This is a genomic window from Propionicicella superfundia DSM 22317, from assembly GCF_000423465.1.
Lineage (GTDB): Bacteria > Actinomycetota > Actinomycetes > Propionibacteriales > Propionibacteriaceae > Propionicicella > Propionicicella superfundia.
Map to the genome: position 1 here is coordinate 20,647 of NZ_KE384021.1, position 24,980 is coordinate 45,626.

At 70.5% G+C, this 24,980-nt stretch carries 20 protein-coding genes, 2 tRNA genes and 1 other RNA gene; 13 read left to right on the forward strand and 10 right to left on the reverse strand.

What is annotated here, in order from left to right:
- Positions 1-22 precede the first annotated feature (22 nt).
- The 3 genes from ffs to G555_RS0109980 form a co-directional block, all read right to left on the reverse strand.
- Positions 23-119, reverse strand: an RNA gene (ffs, locus tag G555_RS21850) — signal recognition particle sRNA small type.
- A gap of 73 nt (positions 120-192) precedes the next feature.
- Positions 193-3,036: a cation-translocating P-type ATPase gene (locus G555_RS19120; RefSeq protein WP_051208733.1), complete on the reverse strand. Its 2,844-nt coding sequence runs from the start codon at positions 3,034-3,036 to the stop codon at positions 193-195.
- A gap of 172 nt (positions 3,037-3,208) precedes the next feature.
- On the reverse strand, positions 3,209-5,080 hold the full coding sequence (locus G555_RS0109980) for a phosphoenolpyruvate carboxykinase (GTP) (protein WP_051208735.1): 1,872 nt from the start codon (positions 5,078-5,080) through the stop codon (positions 3,209-3,211).
- Between the two features lie 148 nt (positions 5,081-5,228).
- On the opposite strand from G555_RS0109980, the gene G555_RS0109985 reads away from it, so the two are divergent.
- A tRNA-Arg gene (locus G555_RS0109985) sits at positions 5,229-5,304 on the forward strand.
- A gap of 281 nt (positions 5,305-5,585) precedes the next feature.
- The gene (locus G555_RS22835) at positions 5,586-5,756 is read left to right on the forward strand and encodes a hypothetical protein (protein WP_156887508.1); all 171 of its coding nucleotides are present in this window, start codon (positions 5,586-5,588) and stop codon (positions 5,754-5,756) included.
- Between the two features lie 115 nt (positions 5,757-5,871).
- Here G555_RS22835 and G555_RS19125 read toward each other — a convergent pair whose 3' ends face one another.
- On the reverse strand, positions 5,872-6,984 hold the full coding sequence (locus G555_RS19125; RefSeq protein ID WP_051208737.1) for a hypothetical protein: 1,113 nt from the start codon (positions 6,982-6,984) through the stop codon (positions 5,872-5,874).
- A gap of 172 nt (positions 6,985-7,156) precedes the next feature.
- Between G555_RS19125 and G555_RS19130 the strand changes: the two genes are divergently transcribed.
- Entirely contained in the window at positions 7,157-8,077 is a 921-nt protein-coding gene (locus tag G555_RS19130) for a ketopantoate reductase family protein (RefSeq protein WP_036922386.1), read from the forward strand.
- Between the two features lie 295 nt (positions 8,078-8,372).
- A complete protein-coding gene (locus G555_RS0110005; protein WP_028708777.1) occupies positions 8,373-9,188 on the forward strand; it encodes an HAD family hydrolase in 816 nt (271 codons plus the stop codon).
- 44 nt (positions 9,189-9,232) lie between these two features.
- Here the strand turns inward: G555_RS0110005 and G555_RS0110010 are convergent, their stop codons facing one another.
- Positions 9,233-10,897, reverse strand: a complete 1,665-nt coding sequence (locus tag G555_RS0110010) for a helicase HerA-like domain-containing protein (RefSeq protein WP_028708778.1) — start codon at positions 10,895-10,897, stop codon at positions 9,233-9,235.
- A 74-nt stretch (positions 10,898-10,971) separates the two neighbouring features.
- On the opposite strand from G555_RS0110010, the gene G555_RS0110015 reads away from it, so the two are divergent.
- Positions 10,972-11,265: a type II toxin-antitoxin system VapB family antitoxin gene (locus tag G555_RS0110015; protein WP_028708779.1), complete on the forward strand. Its 294-nt coding sequence runs from the start codon at positions 10,972-10,974 to the stop codon at positions 11,263-11,265.
- Positions 11,266-11,303: 38 nt separating this feature from the next.
- Positions 11,304-11,831, forward strand: coding sequence for a LytR C-terminal domain-containing protein (locus tag G555_RS0110020; protein WP_028708780.1), 528 nt, complete (start codon positions 11,304-11,306; stop codon positions 11,829-11,831).
- Between the two features lie 12 nt (positions 11,832-11,843).
- Here G555_RS0110020 and G555_RS19135 read toward each other — a convergent pair whose 3' ends face one another.
- On the reverse strand, positions 11,844-13,382 hold the full coding sequence (locus tag G555_RS19135; RefSeq protein ID WP_051208739.1) for a potassium/proton antiporter: 1,539 nt from the start codon (positions 13,380-13,382) through the stop codon (positions 11,844-11,846).
- A 136-nt stretch (positions 13,383-13,518) separates the two neighbouring features.
- Between G555_RS19135 and G555_RS0110030 the strand changes: the two genes are divergently transcribed.
- Positions 13,519-13,606 (forward strand) — tRNA-Ser (locus G555_RS0110030).
- A 397-nt stretch (positions 13,607-14,003) separates the two neighbouring features.
- Here the strand turns inward: G555_RS0110030 and G555_RS23215 are convergent.
- Complete coding sequence (locus G555_RS23215; RefSeq protein WP_028708781.1) at positions 14,004-14,621, reverse strand: TetR/AcrR family transcriptional regulator; 618 nt, start codon at positions 14,619-14,621, stop codon at positions 14,004-14,006.
- Positions 14,622-14,794: 173 nt separating this feature from the next.
- Here G555_RS23215 and G555_RS0110040 point away from each other — a divergent pair, with 173 nt between their 5' ends.
- Together G555_RS0110040 and G555_RS0110045 are read left to right on the forward strand one after the other, a co-directional pair.
- Positions 14,795-16,078, forward strand: a complete 1,284-nt coding sequence (locus G555_RS0110040; RefSeq protein ID WP_051208741.1) for an MFS transporter — start codon at positions 14,795-14,797, stop codon at positions 16,076-16,078.
- Position 16,079: 1 nt separating this feature from the next.
- Complete coding sequence (locus G555_RS0110045; RefSeq protein ID WP_028708783.1) at positions 16,080-17,846, forward strand: glycoside hydrolase family 3 protein; 1,767 nt, start codon at positions 16,080-16,082, stop codon at positions 17,844-17,846.
- A 274-nt stretch (positions 17,847-18,120) separates the two neighbouring features.
- Here the strand turns inward: G555_RS0110045 and G555_RS0110050 are convergent, their stop codons facing one another.
- Positions 18,121-18,687, reverse strand: a complete 567-nt coding sequence (locus tag G555_RS0110050; protein ID WP_028708784.1) for a TetR/AcrR family transcriptional regulator — start codon at positions 18,685-18,687, stop codon at positions 18,121-18,123.
- Positions 18,688-18,878: 191 nt separating this feature from the next.
- On the opposite strand from G555_RS0110050, the gene G555_RS19140 reads away from it, so the two are divergent.
- Both G555_RS19140 and G555_RS0110060 read left to right on the forward strand, forming a co-directional pair.
- Positions 18,879-19,577, forward strand: a complete 699-nt coding sequence (locus tag G555_RS19140; protein WP_051208744.1) for an SDR family NAD(P)-dependent oxidoreductase — start codon at positions 18,879-18,881, stop codon at positions 19,575-19,577.
- A 471-nt stretch (positions 19,578-20,048) separates the two neighbouring features.
- A complete protein-coding gene (locus G555_RS0110060) occupies positions 20,049-21,428 on the forward strand; it encodes a dicarboxylate/amino acid:cation symporter (protein WP_245581256.1) in 1,380 nt (459 codons plus the stop codon).
- A gap of 116 nt (positions 21,429-21,544) precedes the next feature.
- Here the strand turns inward: G555_RS0110060 and G555_RS0110065 are convergent, their stop codons facing one another.
- Positions 21,545-22,006: a nucleoside deaminase gene (locus G555_RS0110065; protein ID WP_028708786.1), complete on the reverse strand. Its 462-nt coding sequence runs from the start codon at positions 22,004-22,006 to the stop codon at positions 21,545-21,547.
- Positions 22,007-22,026: 20 nt separating this feature from the next.
- Complete coding sequence (locus G555_RS0110070; RefSeq protein WP_028708787.1) at positions 22,027-22,659, reverse strand: tRNA adenosine deaminase-associated protein; 633 nt, start codon at positions 22,657-22,659, stop codon at positions 22,027-22,029.
- 144 nt (positions 22,660-22,803) lie between these two features.
- On the opposite strand from G555_RS0110070, the gene upp reads away from it, so the two are divergent.
- Complete coding sequence (gene upp, locus G555_RS0110075) at positions 22,804-23,445, forward strand: uracil phosphoribosyltransferase (protein ID WP_028708788.1); 642 nt, start codon at positions 22,804-22,806, stop codon at positions 23,443-23,445.
- Positions 23,446-23,619: 174 nt separating this feature from the next.
- Positions 23,620-24,936: a chloride channel protein gene (locus G555_RS19145; protein ID WP_211223231.1), complete on the forward strand. Its 1,317-nt coding sequence runs from the start codon at positions 23,620-23,622 to the stop codon at positions 24,934-24,936.
- Positions 24,937-24,980 lie beyond the last annotated feature (44 nt).

The window sequence follows — 24,980 nt, forward strand, 5'->3', positions numbered from 1 at the left end:
CCGCGGACAGGATGCGGGGGAGAGAAGGGGTTCTCCGCGCACCCGCCAGAGCTCACTTACCCTTGCTGCCTTCCGGCCCTGGGGGAGTTGGGCGAGGTGACGCCGCGCGGAGAACCTCTCCCCAGTCTAGGGGATCGGTGGAAACACCGCATATCCGCCTCGTCCCGGCGGGGACGAGGCGGCCGGGGAGCGTCACTGCGACGCTGCCGGGTTCGGCGCCCCGACGGGTTCGCGGGGACGGCGGCGGCTGCCCGCGACACGCGCGGACTCCCGGATCAGCGCGAAGCACACGACCGCCGCGCCGATCCACGCCCAGTCCGCCGGTCCCAGCGGACCGGTGGCGAACACCCCGGCGACCCACGGCACGTACACGATGACCCCGAGGATCGCCAGCGCGAGGCCGACCGCCCCCCAGAACAGCGGATTGGACAGTTGGTAGCGGCTCCACAGTCCGGCGGCGCTGCGGCGCTGGACGATGTTGACGAGCTGGCACAGCAGCACCGTGGCGTAGGTCATCGTGGTGGCCTGGAGCACCAGCGGGGCGACGGCCGCCGCCGTGAGGTCGGCGGTGAAGGGGTTCACGCCGTGGCGCGGGTAGAAGGCCAGGTAGTTGCCGATCGCCAGCGCGCCGATGACGAGGCCCGTCCATGCCACGTCGAGGATCGACCGCGGGTTGACGATGTGGTCGTGGGGGCTGCGGGGCGGCTGGTGCATGGTGCGTCCCTCCTCCGGGTCGCGGCCCACCGCGGCGATCGGGAAGATCTCGCCGAGGAGGTCGATGGCGAGGATCTGCAGCACTCCCAGCGCCAGGGGCACGCCCGCGACGAGGGCGAGCACCAGGCTGGCCGTGTTGACGAAGAACTCCGCGAGGTTGGAGGTGAGGCAGCTCAGCACCCCCTTGCCGATGTTGGCGAAGATGGTCCGCCCCTGCCGGACGGCCTCGATCAGGGTCGCAAAGCTGTCGTCGAGCAACACCACCGACGATGCCTGTTTGGCCACGTCCGTGCCGGTCACGCCCATCGCCACCCCGATGCTGGCGTGCTTGAGGGCGGGCGCGTCGTTGATGCCGTCCCCGGTGACCGCGACCACCAGGCCGCGCCGCTCGATGAGGTCGACGATGCGCATCTTGTCCTCCGGGGTCACGCGGGCGAAGACGGTCCCGCCGGCGATGGCCCGGCGCGCCACCTCCTCGTCGGGCATGGCGGCCAGTTCGTCGCCGCGCACCACGCGGAGGTCGGGAAGACCCGCCTGCTCGGCGATTGCCCGGGCGGTGATCGGTGAGTCCCCGGTGACGATGTTGAGGCGGAGCTGGGCTCCGACCGCCTCCCGGACGGCCGTCGGCACCTCGTCGCGCAACGGGTCCATCATCGCGACCATGCCCAGCAGGGTGAGGTCGTTCTCGATCCGTTCGATGCCGCCGCCGGATTCCCCCGCGGCGAGGGGACGTTCGGCGACGGCCAGGGTGCGCAGGGCCCGGCGCGCGGCGTCCGTGTGGCCGGCCAGGAATGTCCTGCGATCGTCCTCGGTGAGCTCGCGGTCGGTGTCGTCGACGCGGATCCGGGTGCACCGCGACAGGACGCTCTCCGGCGCGCCCTTGACGCACGCCACGAGGGTGCCGTCGCTGCGGCGCCGGACGGAGGTCATCCGCTTGCGGACCGAGTCGAACGGCAGCTCCGTCACCTCCGGCGCGCGGTCGTCGAGGGTGTCCCACGCGATGCCGACCTTGCCTGCCGCGGCGAGCAGGCACCCCTCTGTCGGATCGCCGAGCACGTGCCAGTCCCGGTGCTGATGGTCGGCGGGCAGCAGCCGGGCGTTGCTGGCCAGCGCCGCCGTGGTCAGCATTCGCCCGACCCGGGCCGCCTCGTCGGGGTCCTGCACGGCGGCGCCGTCGCGGGTGAGGCGTCCCTCGGGCCGGTAGCCCGTGCCGGTCAGCGCGTACGCGCGGCCCTGGCACACCAGCTCGGTGACGGTCATCTCGTTCTTGGTCAGCGTCCCGGTCTTGTCGGTGCAGATCACGTGCGTGGCGCCCAACGTCTCGACGGCGCTGAGCTTCTTCACCAGGGCCTTGTGCCGCGCGAGCACCGCGGCCGCCGACGCCAGGGCGGTGTTGACCTCGGCGGGGAGCCCCTGCGGGACGAGGGCGCTGGCGAACCCGACCGCGAACAGGAGGGCGTGGCGCAGCGGCATGTCCGCGGAGACGGCGACCACGAGCAGTATCGCGCTCAGGGCGATCACCGCGATCGTCACGTAGCGGGCCAGGGTGGACATCTCGTGCTGCAGCGGTCCGGGGGTGGGCGGCGCGGTCTGCGACAGCGCGGCGATCCGGCCCAGCTCTGTGGCCGCGCCCACCGCCACCACGACTCCGAGCGCCTCGCCGGTCGCCACCGTCGTGCCGGCGTAGGCCATGTTGTAGCGGTTGGCGAGCGGGACGTCGTGCCCGATGGCGGCGTCCTGTTTGCGCGTGGGTTCGCTCTCGCCGGTGAGGGCGAAGTCGTTGGTGGCGAATCCCTGCACCCGGACGAGCCGCACGTCGGCCGGCACCGAGGCGCCCTCGGTCAGCCGGACCAGATCCCCGACCACGAGCGTGCGGGAGTCCAGGTCGGTCAGCCGACCGTCCCGGTAGGCCTGGGTCAGGGGTTCGACCAGCTCGTCGAGGGCCTCCATGGTCTTCTCGGCGTGGAACTCCTGGACGAAGCCGATGCCGGTGTTGACGAGCACGAGCACCACCAGCACGACGGCTGTGGTGAGGTCGCCCAGGTAGCCCGTGACGAGCGCGCAGCCGATCAGCAGGATGATCATCGCGTCGGCGTACTGGCGGAGGTACTTGACCAGCATCGACTCGCGGTGCAGTTCAACGATGGTATTGGGGCCGTAGCGTTCTCGGCTCGCCTCGAGACGGTCGTCGGCGAGGCCGGTGACCGGGTCGGTGCCGAGCGCGGCACACAGATCCCCGGCCGGTTCGTGATAGGCGCGATCGGCCAAGTCGGCGGCCACTTCCGGGACGGAGCGCCGTGCCCCGACGTGCGTGATCGCCACAATTCGCATCGTACGCGCGCCGCTGTCGGCAGGTGGGGGAGGTGGTCGTCACCGCCGGCGGGCCCGCGGGGACGGCCCCTGTGCGATCGCCGGGACTCCCGCGGACGACGAAGGGGCCGGCCCGGCGGCCGGCCCCTCGCATGACGACCCGCTGACGGGGGCGGGTCGTCCCTCAGCCCCGCGCGGCGGCGATGCGGGCGCGCAACTGCGCCAACTGGTCGCGCAGGTCCGCGGGCACCTTGTCGCCGAACATGCCGAAGTACTCCTCGGTCAGGTCGGCCTCGACCGACCACGCGTCCGGGTCCAAGGCGAAGAGCTGCTGCAGCTCGTCGTCGGAGATGTCGAGGTTCGTCACGTTCAGATCCTCGAGCTTGGGCAGGTGACCGGAGATGCCGTCGACGGCGTCCACTTCGCCGTTGACACGGCGCAGCGCCCACTCGATCGCACGGGAGTTCTCGCCGAAGCCGGGCCACAGGTACGCCCCGTCGGCGCTCTTGCGGAACCAGTTCACCTGGAAGATCCGCGGCGCCTTGTCGCCGAGCGTCTTGCCGATCTGCAGCCAGTGCCCCCAGTAGTCGGCCATGTTGTACCCGCAGAACGGGAGCATGGCGAACGGATCGCGGCGGAGCGCTCCGACCGTCCCTTCGGCCGCGGCGGTCTGCTCGGAGGACACCGTCGCGCCCACGAAGACGCCGTGCTCCCACGAATACGTCTCGGCGATGAGCGGGACGTTCGTGGCGCGGCGGCCGCCGAACAGGATGACGTCGATGGGCACGCCCTTCGGGTTCTCCCAGTCCGACGAGATCGATTCGGCCTGGTCGGCACGGACCGTGAAGCGGCTGTTCGGGTGGGCCGCAGGGCGTCCGGAGTCGGGCGTCCAGTCGTTGCCCTGCCAGTCGATGAGATGCGCGGGCGTCTCGGGCGTCATGCCCTCCCACCACACGTCGCCGTCGTCGGTCAGCGCGACGTTCGTGAAGATCGTGTCGTGGTTGAGCGCATGGAGCGCGGTCGGGTTGGTCTGCTCGCTGGTGAACGGCGCGACGCCGAAGAAGCCGGCTTCGGGGTTGATCGCGTAGAGGCGTCCGTCGGCGCCGGGGCGCATCCAGGCGATGTCGTCGCCGATCGTCTCGACCTTCCAGCCGGGAATCGTGGGACGCAGCATCGCCAGGTTGGTCTTGCCGCAGGCCGACGGGAACGCGGCCGTCAGGTGGTACTCACGACCGTCGGGCCCGGTGATCTTGAGGATCAGCATGTGCTCGGCCAGCCAGCCCTCGTCGTGGGCCAGCACCGAGGCGATGCGCAGCGCGTAGCACTTCTTGCCCAGCAGCGCGTTGCCGCCGTAGCCGGAGCCGTACGACCAGACCTCGCGGGTCTCGGGGAAGTGCGTGATGTACTTCTCGTCGTTGCAGGGCCAGGCGATGTCGGGGCGCGTGTTGCCCGCGGCGTCGACCAGCGGGTACCCGACCGTGTGAACCGTGGGAACCCACTGCTCGCCGGCCTCGATGCGCTCACGCACCTCGTCGCCGACCCGGGTCATGATGCGCATGTTGAGCACGACGTAGGGGGAGTCGGTGATCTCGACCCCCAGCTTGCTGATGTCGCCGCCGACAGGACCCATCGAGAAGGGGATGACGTACATCGTGCGCCCGCGCATGGAACCGTCGAAGTGCGCGGCGAGCGTCACCTTCATCTCGGCCGGGTCGACCCAGTTGTTGGTCGGGCCGGCGTCGGACTCCTCGCGGGAGCAAATGAACGTGCGGGCCTCCACACGCGCCACGTCGGACGGTGCCGACCGGGCGAGATAGCACCCAGGGCGGAGTTCCTGGTTGAGTTCTATGAGGGAGCCGTTGGCGAGCGCGATCGCCAGGATCTCCTTCCGCTCCTCCTCCGAACCGGTGATCCACTGGATCTTGTCGGGGCGGGTGAGGGCCGCAACCGTGTCCACCCAACGATGGACGTCTGGCTCCGGTACCTCCGGGATCGCTGAACTCTCTGTGGCGGTGTCCAAGGTCATGTCTGTCTCCATTGATTGACGTGTAACCATTGTGACGCGTTGCACGCGTGGGCGCGATCCCAGGGCGTCGCCGCACTTGTGTGCAGGCGTGTCGCGTGTCCTGAGCGCAGTTTCCGGGCGCTTCTTCGTCAACTCGTTTGGACTGCCCCGACGGGGAGGACTACACTGTCCATCTGTTGCGTTCGTAGCTCAACGGATAGAGCATCTGACTACGGATCAGAAGGTTGGGGGTTCGAATCCCTCCGAGCGCGCCAAGCCGGGGCCTGGGTGTGAAACACCCGGGCCCTCACGCTTGCTGCAGGCCCGTGTGTTCGGAGAGCTTACGCCGAGCACCCCATCGTGCGCGACATGGCCGCAGGCCCCGCCCCTGCGGGGATGAGCCCGTGGATCGGGGTGTCCTTGTCCCGGCACGTAGTGCTCTCCCCGTGTGCGGGGTCCTCCAAGGACGCGATGCCGCGTCGATCCTCAACACAGACGCTCCTGGGGTGACGTCGTCATCCCAGGAACGAAACGCGCCCTGCATCAGCCCCTGCGCGTGACGCCGGATCGCCTCGCGCGCCTCATCCCCCGTCAGCTCGTTGCGGGCTGCGCGCTCGAGGATGCCGCGCAGAGTCGGATCGGTGACCTCGTGACCGGCGGCACCCAGTGCCGCAGCGGCGAACGCGAGCGCATCCGCGACGTCCTCATCGTCATCGCGGGAAGCTGATGGCTCGTGGGCCGACTCCTCTCGGGGCGCGGTCACGCTGACCACCTCCTCCAAACCTGCCGCCTCAAGGATCGACGAGGCCGTTCGGGCGGTGGCCAAGGCGCGGTCGCGGTGGTCATGGCCAACCCGCTTCCTCGGGATCCGGGTCGGGCGGCACCTCACGGTGGAAGTACGCCCCGTCGTGCGCGTCCCACCCGACGCGTCCGGCCGAGGCGAGGACGCTCAGACCCGCATGCACGCGGTCTTCGCTGAGCCCGGTCCTCTGCTGCACCTGCTGCACGTCGACGACGGATTCGAAGGACAGCTCCCCGCCGATCAGGTCCGCGTCGTCCGAATCGACCGGCGCGCCCGACTCGGACAGCAGCGGGCTCGCCCCGGAATGCCCACGCCAGGACTCGACGCTCAGCCCCAGCACGAACCGCGCTGCAGGCAACTCCACCGCGATCAGCATCGGGCCGGGCAGCCCGTCCCGCTCCCCGTACACCGTCATCCCGTGCACATGAGGCAGCACCCGCCTGAGCGCCGCGAGCCGATGGAGCCCGTTGACGTACACCGCGTCGGGCGACGGCCGGCTCGCCACCCTGACCCCGGACTGCGAGGGCATGAGCCAGCCGGACGGGCCCCGTTCGTCCGGAGCGGGCAGGCCCGCCACGAACTCCTGGGCGCGCGCGGTGTTGACCGTGAACGCAAGAGCGAGGTGACGGTGCATGTCCGCCGCGGTGCCCAGTGCCCGGATCCACCGACGGGGCATGTCGACCGGACGCGACCGTGCGGCTCCGGTCAGGGTCGCGACGCCGTGCCTGTCGAACCCGACATCCAACTGGAGGAACTCGCTCCCTTCGACACGGGCGAGGGCCATGCGCATGCTCAGACCCATGTCGGCGTTGGACGTGCCGCGGTCGATCCACTCGCCGTCGAGGCCGCTGCCCAGCAGGTCGAGCCGCGCGTACACACCACCGCAGGCGGAGAAGACCTCGGCCCGCAGCCGGTCCCCGTGCGCGGTGAGGATCGGATCGCGGAACCCGGCGCGCGTGTGCGACACGAAATAGGTCGCGCTGACGTCGGCGAGCGCGGCGAGCGCCCGGGCGAGCGCCTGCGGGTGCGCGGTGTATCCGCGGAAGAAGCGCGGGGAGACGACCCGGCCGGTGGGGGTGAGCGCGAGAGCGAGGGCAAGGCCGAGCCGCCCATCGCCCTGAAAGGACGCGCCGGTGAATCTGCGAGCGGTCACGCCCGGATCGTAACGATGCAAGGGATACCCGAGAGTCTCCGGCCCTGCTCAGTGCCCCGCGCGGGGGACGCGCCCCCGCGGCAGAATCCACACATCGTCCACGCGGGAGAGCGGTCCGCAGACATGCGGCGGCGGCGCGGGCTACGGTGAGGAGTTGGCCGAAGGGATCCACATGACTGTCGTCAGCATCATCGGACTCGGAGCGATCGGGGCGGCGCACGCGGCCCGGATCGCCGACTCGTCGCCCGCCACGCAGGTGCGCGTCGTCGCCGCGGGAGCACGCGCGGAACGGCTCCGCACCGACGGAGTCGTCGTCAACGGCACGCGCCACCTGTTCCCCGTGGTCGAACCGGGCGACCCGGTGGATCCGGCCGACCTGGTGATCGTCGCCGTCAAGCACCATCACCTGGCCGAGGCGATCGGGCAGCTCGCCGGCCACGTCGGCCCCGGCACGGTCCTGCTCAGCCTCCTCAACGGCATCACCAGCGAGGAGGAACTCGCGGCGGCGTACCCCCAAGCGTCCGTGCCGCTGGCCGTGAGCGTCGGCATCGACGCGGTCCGCGACGCCGACGGGGTGCGCTTCACCTCGCTCGGTCGCGTCGAGTTCGGGGACGCGGTGGCGGGGGAGCCCAGCACGGGCGTCCGTCGCCTGGAGGAGCTCCTCACCGAGTGCGCCATCCCCTACATCGTGCGGCCCGACATGATCCACACACTGTGGTGGAAGTTCCTCATCAACACCGGCGTGAACCAGGTGTCGGCACTGCTCGAGGCTCCGTACCGGGTGTTCCAGGCCGAGGGCCCGGCACGCGACCTCATGATCTCCGCCCAGCGGGAGGTCGTGGCCGTCGCCCAGGCGTCGGGCGTGGACCTCACCGCCGCCGACATCGACGAGTTCCTCGACGTCCTCGCGAAGCTGGGACCCGGCAACTACACGTCCATGGCGCAGGACGCCCTCGCGCACCGCCGCACCGAGGTCGACCAGTTCGCCGGCACGATCGTCGCGCTCGGCGACCGGTACGGCGTCGAGACGCCCGTCAACCGGGTCCTCCTCGAGGCCTTCCTTGCCAAACACCAACTCTGGGGCGTCGCCTGACAGCGGTGACGGGCTCCGGGGCCGCGTCCCGCACACACGGTGTGACAGGACGGTCCCGCCCGGCGGGCAGCCGCGACCGGCGTCCCACCACGCACACGGTGTGACATCTCGCGCGCGATCCGACCACCGGGCAGCTCGCGACGGTCCGCCGGCCCCGCGACGGGACGGATTGTCACGCCGGTCGCCGGAGCGGTCCTCGAGCCCGGCCATACCGCGCCCGCGGGCGGATTCCCGCAGCAGAGCCATCGGCGGGCAGGCGTACGGGTCCCGGCCGGCGTTCGGTAGGTTTCGAGCCATGACCGTGTTCGACTCCTCCGACTTCCGTGCCGTCGCGCTCGACGTGGACGGCACGCTCACCGACCACACCCATCAGGTGCGTCCGCGGGCGATCCGGGCGATCCGTTGGCTGGAGAGTCGCGGCATCCCCGTCATCATCCTCACCGGACGTCGCTCCAACCTCGTCCTCGACCTCGCGCGCGAGTGCGGGATCGCCCGGCCCATGGTGAGTGACAACGGGTCGGTCATCCTGGACACCGGCACGGGCGAGATCATCGAGCAGCGGTTCGCCCCGCCGGAACTCCGTGACGCCGCCTTCGAGCTGGCCGACAGGTTCGGGCTGGGCCGCGCGGTCTGGACGCCCGACGGCATCTACTCCGAGCGCCTGGACCACTACACCGAGATTCTGGGCGAGATGGCCGGCGAGTCCGTGCAGGTCGGGGATCTGCATTCTCTGCCGACCGACCGGATCTACAAGCTCAATCTGTACGGCTCGAAGGAGCGCCTCGACGAGGTCCAGCCGTACATCGAGGCCCACCACCCCGCGGTACGCCGCTCGGCCGTCGTGTTCTTCGAGACGGCCACCCCGGGCGCGACGAAGTGGGAGGGGCTGCTCCACTGCCTGGCCCACCTCGGCATCGACTCCGCCCAGACGGTGGGCATCGCCGACGGCGAGAACGACCTCGACTTCATCGAGGGCGTCGGCCTGGGTGTGGCGGTTGCCAACGCGTACCCGCGCCTCAAGGACGTCGCCGACATCGAGATCGGCCCCGCCGACGAGGACGGCACCGCGATCTTCCTGGAGGAGTTCTTCGGGCGCCACGCCACCGCCTGAGCGCCCGACGCCGGTCGTACTCGCGAAACCGGCGGCGTCGATCCCTATCGCTTGCGGGCCGTCCCGAACAGGTCGCGCACGATCGCGTTGCCGGCCGACCGGGCCATCGAGCTGAACAGATTGCCCGCGACCCTGCCGACCATCTTCCCGGCGTCGTCCCGCGCCTTCGCGGCCTGCTTCGCGCGGGCCGCGTCGTCCTTCTCCCGCTGCCTGGCGGCCGCCGCCTCCTCGCGCTCACGGGCCTTCTGCGCCGCGAGTTCCTCCTTCTCGCGCTGCTTCGCCGTGGCGGTCGCCTCCCTCTGGCGCTGCGCGTCCTGGGCGGCCGCCTCCTGCTCCTGCGCGGCGGCCTGGGCTCCCGCCTCCAGCTTCCGGGTGAGGATCTCGCGGGCCGACTCGCGATCGATCGCCGTGCCGTACGTCGCCATCTGCTGCGAGCGGGACACGCCGGTCGCCATCATCTGCGGATCCATCGCCGCCATCAGCGACTCCGGCGCGCGCATCCGCGTCCAGGCGACCGGGGTCGGCGCGCCATCGGGGTTGAGGACGGTGACGACCGCCTCGCCGATCCCCAGCGACTGCAGCGTCTCGGCCAGATCGTAGCCCGACGTCGGGAACGTCTCGACCGTCGCCTTCAGCGCCTTGGCGTCCTTCGGCGTGTGCGCCCGGATCTGATGCTGCACGCGCGACCCGAGCTGGGCGAGGACGTCCTCGGGGACGTCGGTGGGCGTCTGCGTGACGAAGAACACGCCGATCCCCTTTGACCGGATGAGACGCACGGTCTGGGTGATCGCCTCCAGGAACGCCTTGGACGCGTCGTCGAACAGCAGGTGCGCCTCGTCGAAGAAGAACACGAGCTTCGGCTTGTCGACATCGCCCACTTCGGGCAGGGCCGCGTACAGGTCAGCCAGGAGCCACATGAGGAACGTGGAGAACAGCGCCGGCCGGTCCATGAGGCCGGGCAGCTCCAGCAGCGACACGACGCCCCGGCCGTCGGGTGTGACGCGCAGCAGATCGAGCGTGTCGAACTCGGGCTCGCCGAAGAACGCGTCGGCACCCTGCGCCGACAGGGTGACGATCTTGCGCAGGATGACGCCGACCGTCGCCTTGGACAGGCCGCCGATCCCGTCGAGCTCGGCCTTCCCGTCGGCCGACGTCAGATAGGTCAGCAGCGTCTGCAGGTCGGACAGGTCCAGGAGCGGGAGCCCGGCGGAGTCGGCGTAGTGGAAGACCAGCCCCAGGGACGACTCCTGGACGTCGTTGAGGTCCAGCACCTTCGACAGCAGGATGGGCCCGAAGCTGCTCACGGTGGCCCGCAGCGGGATGCCGGTGCCCTCGCCGCCCAGCGCGTAGAACTCGGTCGGGAAGCCGCGTCCCTGCCACTGCTGCCCGATCTTCTGCGTCCGGGCGAGGAGTTTCTCGGACGCCTCGCCGGGCAGCGCGATGCCGGACAGGTCACCCTTGATGTCGGCGGCGAAGACGGCCACGCCGTTGGCCGACAACTGCTCGGCCATGAGCTGGAGCGTCTTCGTCTTGCCCGTGCCGGTGGCGCCGGCGACGAGTCCGTGCCGGTTCATCATCGACAGCGGGAGGGCGATCCGTCCGCCGGGGATCGGCTCTCCGTCGGCCATGAGCACCCCGAGATCGAGGACGGCTTCGTCGGTCCGGTAGCCGGCCAGAATCTGATCGAGAGCGGCCTGGTCTTCACTCATGGGCTACAGGGTGGCACAACCGGCGCCCTGCACGCCGACTTCGGCAGGCGGCTTCCCTCAATTAAGCTGGCACGGTGATCTTCAAGCGTGTCGGCGAGTCCCGCCCTTACCCCCCGCATGAGTACACCCAGAAGCAGTGGGCGCTCATCGCCCCGTCCCAGGTGCGTCTGGACGATCTGGTCACCACCAAGCGGAACCTCGACCTCGAGGCGCTCCTGGAGGAGGATTCGACCTTCTACGGCGACCTCTTCGCCCACGTCATCGAGTGGAAGGGCGAGCTGTATCTGGAGGACGGCCTTCACCGCGCTCTGCGCGCAGCCTTGCAGCAAAGGCTGACGGTGCACGCGCGGGTTCTGCGCCTCCAGTAGTCTTCGGTGAGTCAGCGGTCCCCGGGGAGGAGTGAGTCGTGCGCAAGGTCTTCGACATCGTCAAGACGCCGCTCACTCTCATCATCCTGCTGGTGATCCTCGTGGGCGGGTTCTGGTGGGGCTGGAAGCAGGTCAGTGCGCCGATCCCGACGACGCCGGCCGCCCCGTGCGTCACGACGAAGCTGAAGGACAACACGCTGCACGCCAACCAGGTGACGGTCCGCGTGTACAACAGCGGCAGCATCGCCGGGCGCGCCACGAAGATCTCCACCGAGCTGAAGAACAAGGGCTTCAAGGTCCCGACCGTCACGAACAGCGACGACCCGGTCGAGAAGACCACGATCATCGGCTCGAGCGCCGACAACCCCGAGGTGAAGCTGGTCGCGGGCATGTTCAAGGGCGCCCAGATCACGGCCGACGGCCGTGTCGACAACACCGTGGATGTCGTCGTGGGTGACACCTACGGTGGTTTCAACGACAAGGGCGCGACCTCGATCAAGGTGTCGAGTGGCGTCGCCTGCATTCCGTCGGCCACTCCGACGGCGACGGCCAGCGCCACCGCGTAGCGGGCGGGCTGGTCACGCGTCGGCTCGCCGGATGAGCCTCGGCAGGCGCGGGGGCGGGTCCTCGGGAATGTCCACCTTCTGACTCCATCGCGCGAGACGTCCTCCGTAGCCGAGGACGCGCAGCCGCTCCTCGGTCGCGGGCCGCACCTGCTTGGACGTCACGATGAGGAGCGCGTCGCCGGCGATGATGCGCGTGGACGGCGACGGGACGATGTACTCGTCGTCGCGGATGATGAGGGACACGACCGCGGTGCGCGGCAGGCGCAGTTCGAGGATCTCCAGGCCGACGAGGTGGGACCCGACCGGCACGGTGACCTGCATCATGTCCGCCTGGATGCGGTCGAGCGGGGCGACCTCGACCTCGACGTCCGTCGGCCCGGCGTCGGCGAGCCCCAGGACACGGGCCGCCCACGGCAGCGTCGGTGCCTGCAGCAGTGTGAAGGCGATGACGAACACGATGACGATGTTGAACAGATGGAGCGATCCGGCCAGGCCTGCGGCCATGGGCACCGTGGCGAGGATGATCGGCACCGCTCCGCGCAGACCGGCCCAGGACAGGAACACCTGCTCCCGCCATGGGATCTTGAACCACACCGCGCAGGCCATCACCGACAGCGGCCGTGCGACGAAGGTGAGGAACAGGCCGGCGGCGAGCCCGATCCCGATCTCGCCGAGGGTGATGGCGAAGGGGTTCGCGAGCAGACCGAGCATGACGAACAGGCCGATCTGGGCGACCCACCCCAGCCCCTCGGCGAACGAGCGGGTGGCCATCCGGTGGGGGAGCTTGGCGTTCCCGAGGACGACCGCGCAGGTGTACACGGCGGCGAACCCGGACAGGTGGATGGCCGTCCCGATGCCGTAGGCGAAGACGGACCAGCCCAGCGCCGCCAACGGGTACAGGCCCGACGACGGCAGCGCGACGCCGCGCAGCGCCCGGGCGCCGGCCCAGCCGAAGACGACGCCGAGCAGGATGCCGCCGAGGAACTCGCCGGCGATCAGCAGCAGGGTGACCGGCAGCCCGCTGACGTGGGACGTCCCCGCGGCCAGGGATGTCGCGGCGGACACCAGCAGCACGACGGGTGCGTCGTTGAGGCCCGATTCCGCTTCGAGGGTCGCCCGGACGCGCGCCGGCAGCGGGACCTTGCGCAACACGGAGAAGACGGCTGCCGAGTCTGTCGGGGCGGTGATCGCCCCGAACAGCAGCGCCAGGGCGAGGGGCATGCCGAGGGCCACGTAACCGAAGACGCCGATGAGGGCGATGCTGACGAGGACTCCGACCGTCGCGAGCAGTGCGGCCAGCAGGAGCGATCCGCGGATGTCCTTCCAGCGTGTCGTGATGCCGCCCTCGTAGAGGATGATGACCAGCGCCGCGAACCCGAGGGCGTGGGCGAGGTCGGGATCGCGCAGGCCGAAGCCGAACAGCGCGAAGGCCATGCCGATCCCGAGGAACAGCAGCAGGGCGGGAAGGCCGAGCCGCGACCCGATGCGCGACGATCCGATGGCGAGCAGCAGCACGACGGCCCCGATGAGCAGGATGCTGTCGAGGCTCATGCGGCGTCCTTCCGTTTGGTTCACAGAGTACGGATTCCGGCGGCGCCGGGGCGCACTTCCCGGGACCTCGCCCCCCGGGGCGGCTCCGGCGAGAAGCGATTGGCCACGGTCTGCGCCGGTCGGTACACTCGCCTGCGGTGGCGTGTCTGAGCGGCCGAAAGAGCGCGCCTCGAAAGCGCGTGAGGGGCAACCCTCCGCGGGTTCAAATCCCGCCGCCACCGCCAGGGGCCCTCGCGAGATCGAGGGCCGACAGTGACGAAGGTCCGTCCCGGGTCGTTCCGGGGCGGGCCTTTTCGCGTCGGGGCGGCCCGGACGCCGTCGGGCGCAGGTGGGACGCCGGGCTCGGGCCGTGCGCACGGGGAGCCTCTCCGGCGGTAGCGAGGCGGTGCTCGGTGTCGAGGCTCGGGCCGTCGCACGGGGGGCTCTCCGGCATCCGCCGGGCCGCCATCACGGCGACTGCTGCGGGTCGAGGCGGCCGCGGGGCGTTTTCGGGTGTCTCCAGCATTCGCCGGTCCGCCCGCCCCGGACGGCCGGCGGCATCGCCGAATCCCCGGATCGGCGCCCAGCGGCCACGCCGGGTCGCGCGTGCACCGTGGCAGGTGCTGCGGATCGCCGCCGGACTTACAGGTCCACGACGAGGAACCGCTGGATCGCCGCCCGGAGACGAGCGGCCATGTCGATCCGCTCCGCGTTGAGGAGCCACTGGATCTGGAGGCCGTCCATGAGCGCGGTGAGCTCGATCCCGAGGGCCTCGGGGTCGGCGTCGTCGCGGAGGTATCCGGCGGCCTGGACCCTCTCCAATGCCCGCTGTGTGCCGCGCACGATCCGGTCGTAGCGCTTCACGAAGTAGTCGTGGGCCGGGTGGGACGGCGTGGACGCCTCGGCGGCGAGCACGGAGTACAGCGCGATCAGACCGGGAACGGTGGAGTTGTGGCGGGCGAGGTCGACCATGCCGCGGAGGATGCCGAGGCCGGAACCGTCGGCGGACCCGTTGGAGCGGAACCGGTCGCGGTCGGCCTGGTCGCGCCAGGCGAGGACGGCTTCGAGGATCGACTCCTTGGAGGGGAAGTGGTGGGCGAGCCCGGCGCGGGACAGCGAGCAACGCTCGGCGATCTCCAGCATGGAGGACTTGTTGTACCCGGACTCGCCGAAGACGACCATCGCCGTCTCGATGATCTCCTGCCGCTTGGCCCGCCCCTTGGCGTAGCCGGCCCGTCGGCCGTCGGCCGCAGCAGTCATGGTGCCTCTCCGTCGTCGGTCTGCGGCGTCGCGGATCCCGTCGTGGGGGGTGCGGCGCCGTCGTCCATTCTCTCGCAGCCGGAAGCCTCGGAACAAAAACCGGCACATGTGTCGGTTTTTGTGTTAGCGTGAGCGCGCCGCTGTACAGCGGCCAGACAAAGGAGTCCGCGCACATGACGACGACACCGGTGCACCCCGGTATCCCCTCAGCGGAAGCAGAGAGGGAGCCGAAGGGCTACATCCTCAAATACGGCCTCGCCTCGTACGGCCTGTTCCTGGCGATCCTCACGCCCGTGCTGGGCGGCCTGTCCATCAAGCTCCAGACCCTCAACAACGGCGACCTGGAGGCCGCCGCGAGCCAGTTGGCCCTCGTCACCGGCATCGGAGCCCTCTTCGCGCTCGTGGCCCAGCCGCTGGTCGGGCGCCTGTCCGACCGGACGACGGCCGCCATGGGGATGCGCAAGCCGTGGATCCTGGCCGGCGTGATCGGCTCGGCGGCGTGCCTGATCACGATCGGCTTCGCGACGAACCTCGCCACGATCCTCGTCGCGTGGTGCCTGGCCCAGGTCTTCTCCAACTTCGCCCAGGCGGCCGAGACGGCCACCATCCCCGATCAGGTCCCGGCGCAGCGCCGCGGCATCGTCTCGGGAATCGTCGGCGCCTGCACGCCGCTGGCGATCCTCACCGGCGCGGTCGGCCTCGCGGCCTTCGGCAGCGACGCACTGCGGTTCACCGTGCCCGCGGTCATCGGGCTGGTCCTCGGACTGTGGTTCGCGCTGACGCTGCGCGACCGGGTGCTGCGCGAGAAGCCCGCCGAGCGCCTCAGCGTGAAGGAGTTCTTCACCTCCTTCGTCTTCAACCCCCGCGCGTTCCCCGACCTGGGCTGGGCGTGGCTGACCAAGTTCATGGTCATGTTCGGCTACGCGTCCATCGGCACGTATCTCACGCTCTTCCTGGGCGCGAAGTTCGGCATGTCCACCGCGGAGCAGGCGCAGTTCAACATGTTCGCCAACATCGCCATGGTGGCCGCCATGAGCGCGATGTCCCTGATCGGGGGCAGGCTCTCCGACCGGGTCGGCAAACGCCGCGTGTTCGTGACCGTCGGCGCGATCATCGCCGGGATCGGCATCGCGGTGATGGCGATCTCGCCGTTCTTCGGCTCCGCGGGGCTCGGCGTCATCCTGTTCGCCGAGGTGGTGATCGGTGCCGGAGTCGGCCTGTTCCTGGCCGTCGACATGGCGCTGTGCACCGAGGTCCTGCCCAACCCCGAGGACACCGCCAAGGATCTGGGCGTGCTGAACATCGCCAACGCCCTCCCGCAGTCGCTGGCCCCGATGCTCGCCGGCCCGATCATCGTCGCCGCAGGAGGCGCGGGCTACACCGTGTGGTTCGGGATCGGCGCGCTCGTCGCCGTCGCAGGCGGCATTCTGGTTTACCGCATCAAGGGAGTGAAGTGACATGACGAACACCATCGCCGCCGGCCTGCCCTACCAGGATCCGACGCTGCCCGTGGAGCAGCGTGTCGACGACCTGCTGAGCCGGCTCTCGCTGGAGGACAAGGCCGGCCTGATGTTCCAGACCATGACCGGATACGGCGACATCTCCCAGGGAGATCCGGTCTTCGGGCTGCCGTCCCTGACCTCGATGGTCACCAAGCGGCGGATGAACCACTTCAACGTGATCGGGTCCGCCTCCGCGCGGGAGATGGCGGTCTGGCACAACGCCGCCCAGGAACTCGCCGCCGGCACCGGCTTCGGCATTCCCATCACCTTCTCCACCGACCCCCGCCACGGGTTCACCGACAATCCGGGTGCGGCGATGCTGGCCGGCCCGTTCTCGCAGTGGCCCGAGACGCTCGGCCTGGCCGCCCTTCGCGACGAGGCGCTCGTCCGGCGGTTCGCCGACATCGCGCGGCAGGAGTATCTCGCGGTCGGGATCCGGGTCGCCCTCCATCCGCAGATCGACGTGATGACGGAGCCACGCTGGGCCCGCTGCAGCGGCACCTTCGGGGAGGACGCCGAGCTGACCGGTCGCCTCGGGGCCGCCTATATCCGCGGCTTCCAGGGCGTGGCCCTCGGGACGGAGTCCGTGGCGGCCATGACCAAGCACTTCCCGGGCGGCGGACCGCAGAAGGACGGCGAGGATCCTCACTTCGACTACGGCAAGGACCAGGTCTACCCGGGCGACAACTTCGAGTACCACCTGCGGCCGTTCATCGCCGCGATCGAGGCGGGCAGCTCGCAGATGATGCCGTACTACGGCCGCCCGGTCGGCACGCCGTACGACGAGGTCGCCTTCGGCTTCAACAAGGGCGTCCTGACCGACCTGCTGCGCGACCGACTCGGTTTCACGGGCATCATCTGCACCGACTGGGGGCTTCTCACCGACGCGGTCATCCTGGGCCAGGAGATGCCCGCCCGTGCCTGGGGCGTCGAGCATCTCACTCGCGAGGAGCGGGTCGTGCTGGCGCTGGAGGCGGGCGTCGACCAGTTCGGCGGCGAACTGTGCCCCGAGGTGGTGGTCGCGGTCGTCCGCGACGGCAGGGTGTCCGAGGATCGTCTCGACGTGTCGGTCCGCAGGCTCCTGCGGGAGAAGTTCGTCCTCGGCCTGTTCGACGCCCGTCAGGTGGACGTCGCCGGTGCCGAGATCGTCGTGGGCAACGCGGAGTTCCGGGAGGCGGGCCTCGCGGCGCAGCGTGCCAGTGTCACGCTCCTCGCCAACGACTCCGACGGGCCGGCGCGCCTGCCGCTGGCCGCTGGGCTCGCCGTCTACTGCGAGGGGATCGATCCCGCCGCCGTCGCCGGGCACGCCCGCCCCGTCTCCGACCCGGCACAGGCAGATGTCGCGATCATCCGGGTCAAGGCACCGTTCGAGCCTCGCAGCGAGGGCTTCGAGTCCTTCTTCCACGCCGGATCGCTGGAGTTCCCCGCCGAGCAGGTGGAGCATCTGCGAGAGGTCTGCGAGGCCGTGCCGACCGTCCTCGACGTCTACCTGGACCGCCCCGCGGTGCTCGGGCCGCTGCCCGAGTGGGCCGGTGCCCTGACCGTCACGCACGGCACGAGCGACGCGGCCCTGGTCGACGTCCTGTTCGGGGTCGCGAGGCCGGAGGGGCGGCTCCCGTTCGACCTGCCTCGCTCGATGGCGGCCGTGGTCGCCTCCCGGGAGGACGTGCCCTTCGACACGGCCGATCCCGTCTACCGCTTCGGTGACGGCCTGTCGTACTGACCCACGGGCCGGACCGGACTCGCCGGCAGCCAGGCCGACTGCCAGGTTGTGCGGCATTCGGGTCCCGTAGGCGCGGTCTGTGAATGGTGACCGCCAGGTTGCGAGGCATACGGCACCGGGCGCGTGGCCGATAACACGCACAACCTGGCGGTCACCCCGCGGCAGGCGGGGTGACCCGGCCGGTATGCCTCGCAACCTGGCGGCATCACCGGAGGGTGACCGGGACCGGACGAGGTCGGCGCGTCGCCCCTCGGGCAGGGTCGGCCGGGCGGTCTCACACGGGAGGTCGGGCGACGAGCTGCCGGACGGCGTCGGTGACGATCTGCCGACGATCCTCGGGCGGGGCCAGCGTGCGCACGTCCTCGCCGTTCTGGGCCCACATGTTCGCGATGGTCAGGACGAGGGCGAGCAGGTGGGGCGCGGGCATTGCCGAGGAGACGACGCCGCGACTCTGGGCATCGGCGAGCGCGGCCACCTTGGACGCCATGGACGTGCCGGCCGATGTGCGGGTGGCGGTGTCTCCGCGCTCGAGTTCGTACCACCGCAGGAAGCGGGTCACCTCGGGATGCGCGACGCCGCTGTCGTAGAGTGCGCCCGCGTACGCCGGCAGGTCGTCGGGGTCGAACGGTGCGGCCGTCATGACGGCCTCCACCACCGCGTCGAAGACGGCATCGAACAACTCGGCCTTGCCGCCATGGAATGAGTAGACCAGGCCGGGACTGATCCCGGCCCGGCGGGCGATCCGGTCCACCCTGGCCCCCGCGAGCCCGAACTCCGCGAACTCGGCGAGGGCGCCGTCCAGCAGGAGCCGGCGCTTGGCCTCCGGATCGCGGGTTCTCATGTGCCGAATCTATGGAGTGAACGTTCACTTGACAACGTGCGGCCGGCGCAGCATCCTGGTAATGAACGTTCATTCAGTAATGCCGACGCCCTCTCCGCCCGGTGGCTCTGTGCCGAGGAAGGGCATCCGGTTGCCGCCGGAGGCCCACGGAGGCGCTCCGGCCCCACTCCACGCGAAGGGAACGCACGCTCATGACCAGCACCGTTTGGCTCATCACCGGCAGCTCGCGCGGGCTCGGCCGCAGGATCGTCGAGGCAGCGCTTCGGCACGGCGATCGCGTCGTCGCCACGGCGCGCCGCCCCGAGACGCTCGACGATCTCACGACGATCCACCCCGACACGCTACGCACCATCGCGCACGACGTGAGGGATCGCGCCCAGGCGGACGCTGCCGTCGCGCTCGCGCTGTCGGCGTTCGGGCGCCTCGATGTCGTCGTCAACAACGCCGGGTACGCCAATGTGGAACCGATCGAGACCGCCACGGAGGAGTCCTTCCGCGATCAGGTGGAGACCGTGTTCTTCGGCACCGTCCACACGACCCGGGCGGCACTCCCGGTCCTCCGCCGGCAGGGCTCGGGGCACATCGTCAACGTCAGTTCGGTCGGGGCACGCCTCGCGACCCCCGGCCTGGCCGCCTACCAGTCGGCGAAATGGGCCACGAGCGGCTTCACCGAAGTGCTCGCGTCCGAGGTCGGCCCGCCGGTCCGGCTCCTGCTCGGCAGCGACGCATACGCGTACGCGACGGCGCAGGCCAGGGCGCGGCTCGCAGCCGACGAGGCGCTCGTCGAGACCACCCGATCGACCGACCGCGACGACGCCACCGAGCAGGACCGCAATCCCCTCGGCCTGGTCCCGGACGACGCACGGGCACACGACGCACCGCGGCAATGAGGCGGGAGGCGGGCTCCGCACAGGTCTTGGCCCGCGGGCCGCCTCCGCACAGCAGTCGGCGTCGTGACGATGAGGACGCCTCGCGCCGGCCCGGCGAGGGGTCCGCAGCCGACGATCCGGAGGTATCACGATGTGGGACCTCAGCAGAATCATTTGCCTTTCACCGAGTTCTCGGGGATATTTCTCGTGTCCGGCGTCTTCGCCGGCAGATCCCGCTGCGAACAGGAGTCATTCCGTGCCCACGCGTAGGTTGCTGACCACCCGCCCGGTGGCCGACCTGTGCCGTGTGCGCAGCGTGGACATGCGCTGTTGTCGGTGACAGCCGCGTAGCCCCGTCCCCACAGGGTCTTTCCCTGCCGAGCGCCGCCTCCGGCGCTACGGCACCCCCCGTACTCGAAAGGCACACCCATGTCCGGTGCTGAAACCACCGCACGCGGGCGAAGGCCCCGCCTCCGGTTTCCCTCCTTCTCCGTGCAGATCCTCGCCGCCCTCGTGCTGGGCGTGGCCCTCGGCTGGGCCGCCCTCGCGCTCGGCGAGACCCCGTCGGGCGAGCCGAACTGGCTCACCGCGACACTGTCCACCATCGGCACGAGCTTCGTCGCCCTGCTGAAGGCGATCGTCCCGCCGCTGATCTTCTTCGCCATCGTCGCCTCGATCGCCAACCTCCGCGGCGTGGCCAACGGCGCGCGCCTGGCCGGTCGCACCCTGCTGTGGTTCGCCATCACCGCCCTCATCGCGGTCACCATCGGCATCGCGCTCGGGCTGATCCTCCAGCCCGGTGCACAGGGCCACACCACCGTCGCCGAGTCGTCGGCGTCGGCACCCGGCCGCACCGGCACCTGGCTGGACTTCCTGAAGGGCCTCATCCCCGCCAACTTCCTCGGCCTCCAGGCGTCCAGCACGGCCACCGCCGGCGCCGACGGGGGCCTCGGGAACGTCACCACATCGCTGTCGTTCAACGCACTGCAGATCCTCGTCGTCGCCATCGTGGTCGGGATCGCCGCGATCAAGGCCGGGCCGAAGGCGGAGCCGTTCCTCGCGTTCTCCCAGTCGCTGCTGACCGTCCTGCAGAAGGTGCTGTGGTGGATCATCCGCCTCGCGCCGCTGGGCACCCTCGGCCTCATCGGCGCCGCGGTCGCCACCTACGGCTGGGCGAAGGTCGCGAGCCTCGGCTGGTTCACGGTCGCGATCTACGCCGGCCTGGCGATCGTGCTGTTCGTCGTGTACCCGGTCCTGCTGCGCGCACACGGGCTGTCCATCACACGCTTCTTCCGCGGCGCGTGGCCGGCCATCCAGCTCGCCTTCGTCTCCCGGTCGTCCCTCGGGACGCTGCCGGTCACCCAGCGCGTCACCGAGCGCAACCTGGGCGTCCCCTCGTCGTATGCGAGCTTCGCCGTGCCTCTCGGAGCGACGACGAAGATGGACGGCTGCGCCTCCATCTATCCGGCGATCTCGGCCATCTTCGTCGCGCAGTTCTTCGGGCTGGACCTGTCGGTGACCGACTACCTGCTGATCGTCTTCGTGTCCGTCGTCGGGTCCGCTGCCACCGCGGGACTCACGGGCGCCACCGTGATGCTCACCTTGACCCTGTCCACCCTGGGGCTGCCCCTGGAGGGAGTCGGCCTGCTGCTCGCCATCGACCCCATCCTCGACATGGGCCGCACCGCCGTGAACGTGGCCGGGCAGGCGCTCGTCCCGGTGATCGTGGCCGAACGCGAGGGCATCCTCGACCGCGCCCGCTACGACGCCGCCGACGCCGAGAACCTCTTCGCCGACGACGATGCGACCGAGCCCGTCGCCGACGACCGGAACGAGCAGGATCCGCTCGTCTCGGCCGGATCGCGAAGCTGAATCCACCACCGACGTCACCGATCCGCTCTGCCACGGCAGAGTGAGGAACCCCTGAGGCCGGGGAGTCGCCGTTCGCGGCGGCTCCCCGGTTCCGGTGTCCTCACACCGAGGGCGCGTCAGCGGTGGGTGGCGAAGAACGCGCGCAGCAACTCGCCGCACGCGTCGGCGGCGACGCCTCCGACCACGTCCACCCGGTGCGGCAGGCGCGGGTCGCGGACGACGTCCCACAGTGACGAGACGGCGCCGGCCTTGGGGTCGTACGCGCCGAACACGAGTGTCGCGATGCGTGCCGCGACGAGCGCACCGGCGCACATCGTGCAGGGCTCCAGCGTCACCACGAGGGTGCAGCCCGTCAGCCGCCACACGCCGAGCGCATCCGCCGCACGCCGCAGCGCGAGCAGTTCCGCATGGGCCGTCGGATCGGCGGTGAGCTCACGCTCGTTGTGGCCCGTCGCGAGCGGCACGCCCGCGGCGTCCAGGACGACCGCCCCGACCGGGACGTCGCCGTGCGGCAGCGCGGCCCGCGCCTCGGTGAGCGCCAGTGACATCGCCTCGCGCCAGCGCGTTCCACCCGTCATTGCGGGACCGTCGCCGGTCGTCAGTTGAACTCCGCCTCGACCACCGTGCGGGCCAGGCTGCCGAGCCCGATCCGGTCGAGCGCCATGAGCGCCAACTCGTCGGTCGACTCGTCGATGTCGGTCGCGAGGGTCTGCAGATCGAGCTCGCTCAGACCCAGATCGGTCAGGATGTTGAGGTCGCCGACGGGCGACGGATCCTCGTCCTCCTCGTCCTCGTCGGGCAGGTCCACGCCCAGGAAGTCGCACACGTCCCGCGCGATGGGCCAGTCGTTCGCGGCGTACACGTCGGACAGGAACGTCTGTACATGCTTCCCGCGTACGCGCACGAGCACGAAGAACTCCTCCTCGATGGAGACGGCGCCGAGCGCACCCCCGTCCCCGGGGAGCCGGCGCAGGGCGTCGATCAACTCCTCCAGATCGTTGGCGGTCTCGAGCGCGAGAGTCTGCGCGGCGGGCTCGCCGTCCTCCCGGTACACCGCGATGGCGAAGTCGAGATCGTCCTCGGTCGCATCCTCCGGGTAGTCCTCGTCCTCGTCGTACTCCTGCGAATCGTCGAAGTACTCGAGGTCGTCCTCGATGCCCGGCCGATCGTCGCCGTCGGCCAAGTCGGGCAGGTCTTCGTAATCGCTCACGGACTCCTCGTCGGCAGACATGCGTCCATCGTGTCAGATTCGCCGACGAGAAACACGCCTCCCGAAGGACTGCTCGGACGCACGTTCGTGCCACCACCACGGCGCGCGGCCGGAATGTCGCCGGACGTCCACCGTGTGCGGCGACCATGTGGGACAGTGCTCGGTGTGGACGTCATCGCACTCGATCACCCGCTCGTGAGTCACAAGCTCACGGTCCTCCGCGACAAGAGGACCGACTCGCCGACCTTCCGCCGCCTCGTGGATCAACTGGTCACGCTGCTCGCGTACGAGGCGACCCGCAAGATTCGTGTGGAACCCGTGGACATCGAGACCCCGGTCGGCCCGACGACCGGCGTCCGGCTGGCCGCCCCGAAGCCCCTCGTCGTCCCGATCCTGCGCGCCGGGCTCGGCATGCTCGACGGCATGACCCGGATCGTGCCGACCGCCGAGGTCGGCTTCGTGGGGATGGTGCGGGACGAGAAGACGCTGCAGCCGTTCACGTACGCCGAACGCCTGCCCCGGGACCTCTCGGGACGGCAGTGCTTCGTCCTCGATCCGATGCTCGCCACGGGCGGTTCCCTGGGCGGGACCGTCCAATTCCTCGTCGACCGCGGCGCCACCGACATCGTGTGCATCTGCCTGCTGGCCGCTCCCGAAGGGATCGAGCACATGCGGTCGCTCGTCGACCCGGTGGGCGTCCCGACGACGCTCGTCGTCGCGGCGATCGACGAGAAGCTCAACGACGTCGGGTACATCGTGCCCGGCCTCGGGGACGCCGGCGACCGGCTGTACGGCCTGGCCGAGTAGGGCTGTCCTCCGCCCCGCGCCGGTGAGCCGTCCCGGCGTGTGACTTTTCGGCCTCGATTCCGCGTCACGATCCGCGACGGGCCGGGATCGGCGAGGTGGGCGCACGGTTCGTCACGGGACGGTGGGTCGTGCGACCCCGGCCGCGCGCCGGCCGCGCGGAGTAGGGTCAGGACGGTGAAGTTCGGGGCGCGCGTCGATCCGTTCGCGTCCCGTCGCACCATGGCCGTGTTCATCGTGGCCGCTCTGGTCGCAGCGGTCGGGATCGGGGTCGTCGGCGGCTGTTTCCGCTGGTGCCTGGAGCGGCTGGGCGAACTGCGCGCGGTGATGCTCGAGTGGGTGCGCACCCTGCCCCCGGCCCTCGGCTGGCTCGTCCCCGTCGTCTTCGTCGCGGTGTGCGCGGTCGTCGGGCAGTTCTTCGCGCGAATCACTCCCCGCGCGGCCGGGAGCGGGATCCAGGACGTCGAGGCCGTCTGGCGGGAGGAGCACGATCTGCCGGGGCCCGGGGTGATCCCGGCCCGCTTCGCCGGCGGGCTCGTTGCGATCGGGTCGGGACTCGTCCTCGGACGCGAGGGGCCGAGCGTCCACCTGGGGGCATCCATCGGATCCGAGGTCGGACGGTGGTTTCGCCTCAGCGACTACGAACGCAAACTCCTGTACACGACCGTCGGCGGAGCCGGCCTCGCGGTCGCCTTCAACGCCCCGGTGGGCGGGGCGCTGTTCACCGTGGAGGAGGTGACGCGATCCGTCCGGCTGCGGGTGGTCCTTCTCACCCTGGTGACGACGTCGGTCGCGGTGGGGGTCTCGCGCTACGTCGAGCCCGGCCACTTCGTGTTCTCGGTCCCGGCGGTCACGGCACCGCCGCTGGGGGCGCTGTGGATCTATGTGGTCTTCGGGTTGCTCGTCGGGTTGCTCGGCGTGGGGTACAACGCGGTCGTGATGGGGATGCTGCGCGGCACCGACCGGCTGCGCGTGCCCGCCGCGGCGCGTGCGGGCGCCATCGGGGCGGCCGTCGGGCTGTTGCTGTGGATCGATCCCCTCTTCGGCGGCGGGGGCGACGACATCGCGCAGATGGTGCTCGGCGGGCAGCAGCTCGCGGTCGGCTCCCTTCTCCTCTACGCCGCCGTCCGTTTCGTCGCCGGTCCGCTCTCCTACGCCGCGGGAGCGCCGGGAGGGCTGTTCGCGCCGCTGCTGGCGCTCGGAGCCCTGCTGGGCGTCCTCTTCCACGACGCTGTGATGGCGGTCGGCGGAGCGGCTGCCGCGGGGGTCGTCGGAGGGAGCGCGGTCCCTTTCGCCGTCGTCGGCATGGCGGCCTTCTTCACCGCGACCGTGCGGGCGCCGCTGACGGCTGTCGTCCTCATCGTCGAGATGACGAATACCGCCTCTCTTACCACCGTCATGTTCGCCGCGTGTGCAGCCGCGGTCCTCGCCGCGACCGCCGTGAAGGGGCCGCCGATCTATCACTCGCTGCGCGAGCGGATGCTGGCCTCCTGAACCGGCCCCGGCGGGGGTGTCCGCATCGTAGTCAGGTGAGGTAA